Origin of the sequence: Lachnospira sp. (genome assembly GCF_016290755.1) — a bacterium.
GTDB classification, from domain to species: domain Bacteria; phylum Bacillota; class Clostridia; order Lachnospirales; family Lachnospiraceae; genus Lachnospira; species Lachnospira multipara.
The window spans coordinates 1-10,891 of sequence record NZ_JAEEVD010000066.1 but is presented as its reverse complement, the minus strand read 5'-3'; the positions used below and the strand labels follow the sequence as shown (position 1 = coordinate 10,891).

At 32.2% G+C, this 10,891-nt stretch carries 9 protein-coding genes and 1 pseudogene; 7 read left to right on the top strand and 3 right to left on the bottom strand.

The window, feature by feature from the left end; genetic code table 11:
- The coding region (locus QVA17_RS11420) for a LicD family protein (RefSeq protein WP_287389020.1) at window positions 1–365 on the top strand (365 nt) is incomplete at its 5' end.
- A gap of 1 nt (window position 366) precedes the next feature.
- Window positions 367–1,605 carry a lipopolysaccharide biosynthesis protein gene (locus QVA17_RS11415; RefSeq protein WP_287389018.1) on the top strand — a complete coding sequence of 413 codons (1,239 nt, stop codon included), beginning with the start codon at window positions 367–369 and terminating at the stop codon, window positions 1,603–1,605.
- 43 nt (window positions 1,606–1,648) lie between these two features.
- Here the strand turns inward: QVA17_RS11415 and QVA17_RS11410 are convergent, their stop codons facing one another.
- A complete protein-coding gene (locus QVA17_RS11410) occupies window positions 1,649–2,524 on the bottom strand; it encodes a glycosyltransferase family 2 protein (RefSeq protein WP_287389016.1) in 876 nt (291 codons plus the stop codon).
- Between the two features lie 171 nt (window positions 2,525–2,695).
- On the opposite strand from QVA17_RS11410, the gene QVA17_RS11405 reads away from it, so the two are divergent.
- From QVA17_RS11405 to QVA17_RS11395, 3 genes are all read left to right on the top strand, one after another.
- Complete coding sequence (locus QVA17_RS11405; protein ID WP_287389014.1) at window positions 2,696–4,792, top strand: DUF2142 domain-containing protein; 2,097 nt, start codon at window positions 2,696–2,698, stop codon at window positions 4,790–4,792.
- A 158-nt stretch (window positions 4,793–4,950) separates the two neighbouring features.
- Entirely contained in the window at window positions 4,951–7,311 is a 2,361-nt protein-coding gene (locus tag QVA17_RS11400) for a type I phosphomannose isomerase catalytic subunit (RefSeq protein ID WP_287389013.1), read from the top strand.
- A gap of 95 nt (window positions 7,312–7,406) precedes the next feature.
- A complete protein-coding gene (locus QVA17_RS11395; RefSeq protein WP_027431957.1) occupies window positions 7,407–7,787 on the top strand; it encodes a desulfoferrodoxin in 381 nt (126 codons plus the stop codon).
- A 352-nt stretch (window positions 7,788–8,139) separates the two neighbouring features.
- Here the strand turns inward: QVA17_RS11395 and rbr are convergent, their stop codons facing one another.
- Together rbr and QVA17_RS11385 are read right to left on the bottom strand one after the other, a co-directional pair.
- Window positions 8,140–8,676 carry a rubrerythrin gene (rbr, locus tag QVA17_RS11390; protein ID WP_287389011.1) on the bottom strand — a complete coding sequence of 179 codons (537 nt, stop codon included), beginning with the start codon at window positions 8,674–8,676 and terminating at the stop codon, window positions 8,140–8,142.
- 28 nt (window positions 8,677–8,704) lie between these two features.
- Window positions 8,705–9,067: a Fur family transcriptional regulator gene (locus tag QVA17_RS11385; RefSeq protein WP_287389010.1), complete on the bottom strand. Its 363-nt coding sequence runs from the start codon at window positions 9,065–9,067 to the stop codon at window positions 8,705–8,707.
- A gap of 346 nt (window positions 9,068–9,413) precedes the next feature.
- Between QVA17_RS11385 and glf the strand changes: the two genes are divergently transcribed.
- Complete coding sequence (glf, locus tag QVA17_RS11380; RefSeq protein WP_287389008.1) at window positions 9,414–10,571, top strand: UDP-galactopyranose mutase; 1,158 nt, start codon at window positions 9,414–9,416, stop codon at window positions 10,569–10,571.
- A 249-nt stretch (window positions 10,572–10,820) separates the two neighbouring features.
- Window positions 10,821–10,891, top strand: a pseudogene (locus QVA17_RS12620) (glycosyltransferase family 2 protein); the annotation flags it as partial.

Genomic DNA, 10,891 nt, shown 5'->3' with positions numbered 1-10,891 from the left:
CTAATATGAATCCTGTTTTAAAGAAGTTTATTACAGCTGGAATGTATCTTGTTCATGGATGTTTGAAGTTATTTCATGTAACATCAAAAAAGACTTATAAAAAATATTTAAAATATGCTACAAATTGTCCTGAAAAAGATTCCGATCTTTATATAGATTATTCTTATATTACAGGCGAGAATCTAATGGTAAGAAAGAGTGATGCTTGGCCACTTATTGATGTGCCTTTTGAAGATACAACTGTTAAGATGGTTAAGAATTACGATGAATTCTTGCGCAAGGAATATGGGGATTATATGGAGTTACCTCCAGAAGACCAAAGACATAATCATTTGGCAAGTTATATAGATTTTGGAGAAGAATAAAATGGGAAATAATAAAAAATTGTCAATGGCATCAAGTGTTATGTGGAACACTTGTGGCTCAACATTTTACTTAGCTTGTCAGTGGTTAATGACAGTTTTAGTCGTTAGATTATCTGGCCTACATGCTGGTGGAATTTTAACTTTAGCTATTTCTGTAACTAATATCTGGTATGCAATATCAGTTTATGGCATGAGAAATTATCAGGTTTCAGATGTTAAGAATAAGTATTCCTCAGGGACATACTTTTACAGCAGAATTATAACCATAGGCTTATCATTAATAGGATGTATTGTTTATATTTTAGTTATACCATATTCAGTAGAGCAGAGAGCTTGTATTATAACTTATTTTATAGTTAAGGCTGTAGAAGCTACATTTGATTGTTTCTCTGGTATGTTTCAGAAAAACTGGAGACTAGATATAGCAGGTAAGTCAATGCTTATTCGAGGAGCTATAACACTTCTCTCATTCTCGGTTGTTTTATATATAACTCAGAATATGTTTTTAACACTTATTGTGGTGGCTGTACTAACAGCGCTTGCAATAATTGTTTACGATTTACCAAGAGTTAGAGATTTAGAAAGTCTTAAGTTTGATTTTAAGTCTAAAGTTGTTATTGAACTTTTAATTGAGTGCTTACCACTTGTAATATATAGTTCTTTATCAACTTCCATAGCTTCAATTCCACGTTTATACATGGAAAGAATAATGGGAAATGATATTTTAGCTATTTATGGAGCAGTAGCCACACCAGTTTTAATTATTCAGGTGGGAGCTACATATATATTCAATCCTTTTGTTACATTGTTTGCTGAAAAGTATAATAATGACGATATTAAGGGCTTCTTAAAGATATTAGCTAAGTGTATAGTTGCAGTCTGTATAATATCAGTTATAGGTCTTATTGGTGGAGCTTTAGTAGGCAAATGGGGCTTGAATTTATTATACGGAAGCACAGTTGCATCGCATGTGGATTTATTAATGCCGCTAATTATTTGTACAATAATTACAGCTGTTTCATGGTTATTCTGTGGTGTTCTAACTGTAATTAGAGGATTTAAGGGGCTTGTTATATCTAATTTGGCAGCTGTGTTAACATCACTTGCTTTATCGCCAATACTTGAAAAAAGTATGGGAATGCAGGGTGCATCATTAACCCTTGCTTTGGCGACAATTATTGAAATTATTATTTTAGTAGCTGATATGTTTATTATATTAAACAAGAAATCTAATAGATAGAAAAATAAGAAGTAGAAATCGAATGATTTCTACTTCTTATTTTTTATTCTTTAGGAACGTTTAGTTTTAAATAGAGTGCACCTAGAACACACATAATTCTACGTATAAATACGCTAATAGTAATTTGGAATTTAGATAGTCCAATAACTGGGGCTGCTTTTTCCATTAAATGCTTGTGTTCTGCAACATATGTCTTGGTTTTACCACCACCAAGGACTTGACCAGTGTTAGAATCATTTCTTATTCTAAAGTAGTTAAGTGGCTTGTCATGTAGAATATATACCTTACCAGAACAGTAAATTCTCATATAAAAGTCATAGTCTACAATAAATACAAAGCTTGGATCAAAGCCACCAATTTTATCATGGATTTTTTTTCTAAATAAATTAGCAGCTGGTGCTCCAAGATAATTTCTTGTGAAAGCAGAGTATTTAACAGCCTTTTTACCATCTATTTTACCACTTTTGTGATATCTTCTATAATAGCCTTTTAAGTCCCCATTTAAATCTACAAAACGGGTATCAGAAGAAACACATAAGACTTCATTATCTTGCTCCATAATAGAAACTTCTGTTTCTGTTAGATCAGGATCCATTAAATCATCTGCACATACTAATTTTAAATATTTTCCTGTACATAATTCTAGCGAATGATTCCAATTACCACTCATTCCAAGATTTTTTTCATTTTTATATAGTCGAATTGATCTATTTACATTTGGCTTATTTGTTAATTCATTTTTTTCATAATTCTTTTTATATTCATTAATGACTTCCCAAGTAGAATCTTTAGAACCATCGTCTACGACTATTAATTCTATGTTGGGATATGTTTGATTCATGATTGAATCCATTGTTTCTGTGATGTAATCAGCATTATTGTACGCTGGAATACATATTGATACTAAAGGTTTATCCATATTATGTTAACGGGTGTAACCCTCCTCCATATATAATAATGTAAACATTTAAAAATGCATTAATTATGATAACAGATAATACTATTAATTACAAATTTATGGCTAGATTTTAATAATAATTAATATTATAATTTAAAATAAGCTTATAATAAAGGAGATTAAGTTTATAAAATGAGAGAGAAAATAATAAGTAAAGTTGCAGCAGGAGTACTATTAGTTGCATTGATTACATGCTCGTTTGCATTATGCTATACTAATAAAAGTTATATTAATTATATTCATAAAACGAATGATATTGTATCAGTTATTAGTGAGGAAGAATTTTTATCAGATAATGTAGATAATGATGGGTCAATTAATGTAAATTTTAATAACAACATAAATAAAACAAAATATATAACTATTAAACTTAAAGAAGATGCATTATATGATAAAATTATAGATGTGTATCTATATGGTAAAGCAAATCAAGAAGAGTTAATAACAATTGTAAATGCAATTACAAATTCTAAATCGGGATATGCTTTTTTAGAGATACAAAATATTGATGATGTAAATTCTTTTATGATTTCTGAAATTAGTGTTAATACAGTAGATTCTATTGAGTTTCATGAAAATGATTTTGAATACAATGTAGAATCAATTAAGTTTAAATATATACCTTTTTTAATTCTTGTACTATTATCTTTAGGAGTGTCTGTAATATTTATATATTATGACAAAAAGAGAAACATGATAAGTCGTATTATTGTATATATAAAAAAACATAAACGAATGTTGATATTATCTATTGGATATATAGTTATTTCTTTGGCCGTTTCAATTTTAATAGAAAATGTTGTTTATAGAGTTATGAACATTATAAATATAGATACAACTTTTAGATATAGTAGAATGATATTTGTTTTATGTATGTTCATTATGGTTGGGTGGATATATATTACTAGGAATATAACACAAAAATTCGAAATAATCCTTTCGGGATATATTTTGATTATTGGTCTAAGTATATGTTGCATCTGTCCATTTGGACATGCAGGATGGGATATAGATACGCATTATAGATTATCATTAAATGCTTCATATTTAGGAGATACATATCAAACGAAGACAGATTTATATATTACAAATGCAAGATTACAGTCATTAATAAAAAACGATTATTCTGGAAACAGAGAAAATATAAATAATTTAAATCATAATTATACAAATATTGTTGATAAATCTAAAGAAAGTATATCTTTAGCGCATGTACCAGCAGGAATTGGAATGGCTCTTGGAAGATTGTTTAATTTATCATTTAGAGCAATATATATATTGGGAGAAGTGTGTAATTTATTAGTTTATACAGTGTTGTGTTATTTAGCTATGAAAAAATTAAAAAGCGGTAAACTAATACTTGCATCAATAGCACTTTTGCCTACAAATATTTTTATTGCATGTTGCTATAATTATGATTATTGGGTATTAGGATTTTCTTTTTTGGGTATTGCTTATTTTATTGGAGAGTATCAAAGGCAAGAAACCAAAATTAGTTATAGAGATGAAATTATAATGTGCTTTTCACTTATGGTAGCTTGTATACCGAAACAAATATATTTACCTATGCTTGTTCTACCATTCTTCATGCCATGGAAAAAAATGGTAAGTAGGGTAAAGTATTATATCATAGCAATATCTCCTTTTATATTAACTGGTATAATGTTGATTATTAGAATGTTTAATGAAATAAATATAACAGGAGATGTAAGAGGAGGAGCTGGAGTGAATCCAGTTGAACAATTATATTTTATCTTCAATAATGCTATTGCGTATTCGATGATATTAATAAAAACTATATTTAGTTTTTTATCGTTTGATTTTTTGAAGCAAGGAATTACAAATTATGGAAATCTAGGATTTTCTACATATGGATGGTCATTGATTATTATAGTGATAATTATAGTTACAATACTTGATAAGTCAGAATGCGATAAAGCAATTTCTAATGTTTTAGTTAGATTATATACATTAGTTCTCTTATTAGGTGGTGTTGCTTTAATATCAACAGCATTTTATCTCGCATATACAGCGGTAGGTTCAGAATCAATTAATGGCGTTCAAGCTAGATATTTTACACCTATAATATATCCATTTTTAGCGGTAGTAGGATTTAGCAAAATTAAAATAGAATTCGATAAAAGAAAGTTGCTATATTTATTATTAGTGGTATATTTTGTTGTAAATATGTTTGGTGTATATAATATGATGTTAGTAAGATTAATATAATAAAAACACTCTGTCTTATTTTAATATGAGATAGAGTGTTTTTCGATTTATTTATCAACTTAAAAATTAAACAACAAGGTGAAATCCAATTTAACTTGTGCTATAATCTATCCATTACAGACTAGATTTGTTATCCAATTTGGAGGAATTAGTAAGTTATGAAATGTATTATATTAGCTGGTGGTAGTGGAGATGCTTTATGGCCATTATCACGCAGACAATTTCCTAAGCAGTTTATGAATGTTAAGGAAGGAAGATCTATATTACAGGAGACAGTAGTTCGTAACATGCCTTTCTGTGATGAGTTTTTAATTATTACTAACGAAAGTTATAAGCATATAGTTAATGGTCAATTAAAGGCTTTCCAGAGTCTTAAATATCGTGTTTTACTTGAAGGTGAAGCACATGGAACAGCAGCAGCTATTATGCTTGGTACTTTATTCTGTAACCAAACAGAAACTGTATTAGTAGTTAACTCAGATAACCTGATTGAAGGTGATAATTATAAGGATACAATTATTGCTGCAAAGGAATTATCCAAGAATGGTGATATTGTAACAGTTGGATCAAAGCCTCTTTATAGAACATCTACCCTTGGATATATAAAGAGAAAAGGAGAATTGGTTACTCAGTATATTTCAAAGGTTAACTTTGATAATATGCAAAGTAAAGACTTTAGCTATGAAGAGGGCTATCTTTGGAATACAGGCATTTTAGTATTTAGTGCAGGTGCAATGATTAATCTAGTTAGTAAAGTTAATCCTGAGCTTTTTAAAAAGTGTAAACAAGCTAAGAGAAAAGTTCCTGCTATTAGAAGATCAATTAAGTTTAATGAGAATGTTATGAAAGATATTCCAACAGGTAGTATTGAGACTTTAGTATTTGAGCAAGCTGATAAGATTAAAGTTGTAGAAGCTACATTTGGATGGAAGGATGTAGGTTCAGCTAATGACTTAGAAGACATTGCACAGGTACATAATCAGGAATTTGTCATTAAGAAGGATTGTAATAACGTTACTGTAATAAATGAAGCCGAAAGAAAGCTTGTTGTAGCTAATGATTTAAAAGATATTGTAGTTGTTAATACAGAAGATGCATTATTAGTGTCTTCAAGACGTTCAGCTGATAGTGTTAAGGATATCATTAAGGATAATAGAGATACTTATGAGATGTACTTTGATCATAACAGAATTTCTTATAAAGAATGGGGTACACATGAGCTCTTAAGCTATAACGAAGGTTATAAGGTACGTAAGGTTACAGTTTATCCTGGATATCAGATGAACTTACATAAGCATGAACTTAGAACAGAACATTGGTCAGTAGTTGAAGGTGTTGCAACTATTACAGTTGGAGATGAGACTAAGGACTATAATAGATTTGAAAGCGTAGATGTACCGATAGGTGTAATGCATAAGGTTGCTAATAAGACTGATAAGGATTTAATTATTATTGAAATCGGAATTGGTGAAAACCTTATGGATGATGATTTCGTAAAAATTTATCAGACATCAGAAGAGAACAATAATGTTGTTGCAGCAGTAGAACCTATTGTAAAACTTGATCCAGCCTTTAAGGATAATCTTTGGGGTGGAACTAAGCTTCGTGATGTATATGGTAAGAAATGTGATTATGACATTATTGCAGAGAGTTGGGAATTATCAGCCCACCCTGACGGACTTAGTAGAATAGCTACGGGTAAATATAAGGGTAGATTATTTAACGATTTCTTAAGTGTTATTGGTAAGGAAGCGCTAGGATGGAAATGTCAGGCACAGGACAGATTCCCGATTCTTATTAAGTTTATCGATGCTAAGAAGGATCTTTCAATTCAGATTCATCCTGATGACGAGTATGCTCTTGAGAAAGAAAATGAGTATGGTAAGAATGAGATGTGGTATGTAATAGATGCAGAGCCAGGAGCATTCCTTTACTGTGGTCTTAAGAGAGATGCTACTAAGGAAGAAATCGAGGAAAGAATTAAGAATAATACAATTACAGAAATTCTTAATAGAATCGATGTTAAACCTGGAGATGTAGTAATGGTTAAGGCCGGAACTATTCATGCCATTGGTGCAGGTATCTTAATAGCGGAGATTCAGCAGAATTCAAACTGTACATACAGAATGTATGACTATGATAGAAGAGATAAGTTTGGTAATTTAAGAGAATTACATGTGGAAAAATCTCTTGATGTAGTTGTACCAGAAAAGTACGTTAAGGATAATAAGAATGAAATTATTCTTGCACGTAATGAACATTATACAGAGGAACGTCTTGTTCAGTGTAAGTACTTTGAAGTAACAAAGTATGAGGTGAATGATGAGGTTAGAATACCTGTAGATGAATCCTCATTTATGTCAGCATTATTTATTGAGGGAACTGGAAGTATTGCTGTAAAAGATGAGAACGGTGAATCATCAATGGAATATAAACCAGCAGACAGTTTCTTTGTAAGTGCAGGTAAGAAAGAGATAATTATTAGAGGAAAGGGCACATGCCTTATTACTCATGTATAAAAGAAGACTTACGATAAATATACTCCTTGTATACCCCCGCAATATAAGTTATAATATAAATATCTAATTTTGAGTAATTAAATAAGGAGGTTTTTATGGCAGAATTAATGATTTATCGCTGCAATATTTGCGGCAATATTATCATGAAACTTCATGATGGGGGCGGTCCATTAGTATGTTGCGGTCAGGACATGACTTTACTTAAGGCTAACACAACAGATGCAGCTACAGAGAAGCATGTACCAGTAGTTGAGTGCAACGGTGATGAAGTTATCGTAAAGATTGGTGAAGTAGAGCATCCAATGCTTGAAGAGCACTTCATCCAGTTTGTCTGTCTCCAGACAGAAGATGGTGTACTTGTAGAGTATCTCAAGCCAGGTCAGCCACCATGCGTTAAGTTTAACCTTGGCGGTAAGAAGGCAGTAGCAGCTTATGAGTATTGCAATCTCCATGGTCTATGGAAGAAAGATTTATAAGACTTGTAACATTTTCAAAAGAATATGCTACTAATAAACAACCCCACTGGGTCGTGTTAATAACAGAGATTATGCGCTGTTAATTGATGCGGACTGGTGGGGGTGTTTGTTAATTAGAGGGGATTATGTTATAGGGGTATCATAAGATTTATATAATTTGGATTATAATAATTGAAATTATATAAATTGCGTTAGCATTCTACAATGATAGAGCATTCAGATGTGATTAAAAAAACATTTCTAACATATTGAAATAAAAAAGCGTTACCGCCAAGTAATTCACCCTGTGAAAAACCTGCGATAACGCTTTCATTTTCATATATCTAATCTTTATCCCTAAGATTATCTCTAATTAGAAGTTCTCTTCATGCACTTCAAAGAAGCTCTTTGGATGTGCACAGACTGGACATGCTTCAGGAGCCTTAGTACCAACTACGATATGACCACAGTTACGGCATTCCCAAACCTTAACTTCGCTCTTCTCGAATACCTGCTTTGTTTCAACATTCTGTAAGAGCTTTCTATAACGCTCCTCGTGCATCTTCTCAATAGCAGCAACCATTCTAAACTTAGCAGCTAGGGCTGTAAAGCCTTCTTCTTCAGCAGTCTTAGCGAAACCATCATACATATCTGTCCATTCGTAGTTTTCGCCTTCAGCAGCTGATAAAAGGTTAGCTGGTGTATCACCAAGTTCGCCAAGTTCTTTGAACCAAAGCTTAGCATGTTCCTTCTCGTTGTTAGCTGTCTTCTCGAAGAGAGCTGCAATCTGCTCGTAGCCTTCTTTTCTTGCTACTGAAGCAAAATATGTATATTTATTACGTGCTTGTGATTCACCGGCAAAAGCGGTCTGTAAGTTCTTCTCTGTCTGTGTTCCTGCGTACTTGTTCATAATTAAAATCCTCCTTAAAATAAAAAAATTAATGATTCTTCTTGCAATCGTCGCATATATAAGAAATCTTAAGGTCATAAGATAGAATCTTAATACCGGATTGCTTTTCAAGTGATTCTGTTAAATCCTCAAATGTGAAATCGGAAATCTTACCACACTTGGCACATATTAAATGATCATGACGGATTGTCTTATCGTATCTATCAGAGCCTCCATCCATTGCAATCTTTCTAACATCGCCGTTCTTAACTAAGGTGCCTAGATTATTATAAATAGTTGCAAGGACGACTTTAGAATTCTTAGCCTTGAGCTTTAAATAGACTTCTTCCGCGGTTAAGTGATCGCTTGATGCATTTACAATGTCTAAAATTTCCTTAGCGTATTTCGTCATGGTAATTCTCCTTTCTTCTAGTTAGGCTTAAGAAAATGTATTTTAATTCCTCAGCTTAGAATTAGAATAATTCTAAAATTAAATTTTGTCAAGAGAATTTGCCAAACAAAAACTAATAAAATATTTAATTCACATCTAGAATACATATGTTTATTATAATATATACCCTGTAAATATACAAGTTCTATTGTCTTTTGGGAGATTTGGCTCTATAATTGTAGCTACGGGAAACTAGAAAAATTATTAGAATGCGCATCCTCGCGGAGCGTTTAACTCAGACGAAGTTTGTACCCCGACTGAGTTAAAATTTAGCTAGAAATTTAAGCAGAAAGGGAGCTAAGAGATTATGTATGATTATATTATAGTTGGCGCAGGCCTTTATGGCGCTACATTTGCAAGAGAATTAACAGATGCAGGAAAGAAAGTTCTTGTTATTGATAAGAGAGGTAACATCGCAGGTAATGTCTACACTAGAAAGGAAGAGGGCATTAATGTGCATGTTTATGGAGCACACATTTTCCATACTAATAACAAGGCTGTATGGGATTATCTTAATAAGTTTACAACTTTTAACAGATTCACTAATTCACCAGTGGCAAATTATAAGGGAGAGTTATACTCATTGCCATTTAACATGTGCACATTTAATAAGATGTGGGGTGTAGTTACACCAGCAGAAGCTAAGGCAAAAATCGAAGAGCAAAGAGCCGAGGGCGAAAAGGCAAGAACAAATCCAGATGGTTCAATTAATCCACCAGCTAACCTAGAAGAGCAGGCAATTAGTCTTGTAGGTAAGGATATTTATGAGAAGTTAATTAAGGGATACACTAAAAAGCAGTGGGGACGTGAATGTAAGGATTTACCTGCCTTTATTATTAAGAGATTACCAGTGCGACTAACTTTTGATAATAACTACTTTAATGCCCTTTATCAGGGAATTCCAATCGGCGGCTACACTAAGCTAGTGGAAAATATGCTTGAGGGTATCGACGTTAGACTTAACCTTGATTATCTTGATGAAGCAACAAAAAAGAGCCTTCTTGCTGAATTGAAGGAAGACGGCAAGGTAGTTTACACAGGCCCTATTGATGCTTACTTTAACTATAAGCTTGGCACTCTCGAGTATCGTTCAGTTCGTTTTGAAAATGAAACACTTGATATTCCAAACTTCCAAGGAAACGCAGCTGTTAACTACACAGATAGTGAAACACCTTGGACAAGAATTATTGAACATAAGTGGTTTGAATTTGGTAAGGATGAAGAGGGTAACGACCTTCCTAAGACCATCATTTCAAGAGAGTACAGTTCTGAGTGGAAGCCAGGAGATGAGCCATACTACCCAGTTAATGATGAGAAGAATGGCAAGCTCTATGAAGATTACAAAGCTCTTGCAGCTAAAGAAGATAAGGTAATCTTTGGCGGTAGACTTGGAGAATATAAGTATTATGATATGGATGCTGTTGTAGCATCAGCACTTGATAGAGTAGAGAAAGAGCTAGCATAGAAGTCACAAAGCTGACTACGAATGTCCGCTTCACACCCCATATTACTGTAATAAGCAGTAATGTGGGGGTTTTTTATTATTTGTGAAGTGAGTGAAGTGGTTTGTGAAGTGTAGTGAAGCTTTTAGTGAAGTAAAGTGTAGTTTTTAGTGTACTAAAGTGAAGTTTTTTATTTGTTGACTTGCTAAAATATTTTTATGATATAATATATTTATATTTAAATTTATGGCTTGATTGGGGTGGGTAGAATTATGGATAAAATCGCAGTTCTAATTCCTTGTTACAACGAGGAGAAAACTATAGAAAAAGTAGTGAAGGATTT

Excerpts from the sequence above, each read along its gene's own strand:
- QVA17_RS11410 (WP_287389016.1), bottom strand. The coding sequence starts at position 2,524 with ATGGATAAACCTTTAGTATCAATATGTATTCCAGCGTACAATAATGCT.
- glf (WP_287389008.1), top strand. The coding sequence starts at position 9,414 with ATGTATGATTATATTATAGTTGGCGCAGGCCTTTATGGCGCTACATTT.
- QVA17_RS11405 (WP_287389014.1), top strand. The coding sequence starts at position 2,696 with ATGAGAGAGAAAATAATAAGTAAAGTTGCAGCAGGAGTACTATTAGTT.
- QVA17_RS11415 (WP_287389018.1), top strand. The coding sequence starts at position 367 with ATGGGAAATAATAAAAAATTGTCAATGGCATCAAGTGTTATGTGGAAC.
- QVA17_RS11395 (WP_027431957.1), top strand. The coding sequence starts at position 7,407 with ATGGCAGAATTAATGATTTATCGCTGCAATATTTGCGGCAATATTATC.
- QVA17_RS11400 (WP_287389013.1), top strand. The coding sequence starts at position 4,951 with ATGAAATGTATTATATTAGCTGGTGGTAGTGGAGATGCTTTATGGCCA.
- QVA17_RS11385 (WP_287389010.1), bottom strand. The coding sequence starts at position 9,067 with ATGACGAAATACGCTAAGGAAATTTTAGACATTGTAAATGCATCAAGC.
- rbr (WP_287389011.1), bottom strand. The coding sequence starts at position 8,676 with ATGAACAAGTACGCAGGAACACAGACAGAGAAGAACTTACAGACCGCT.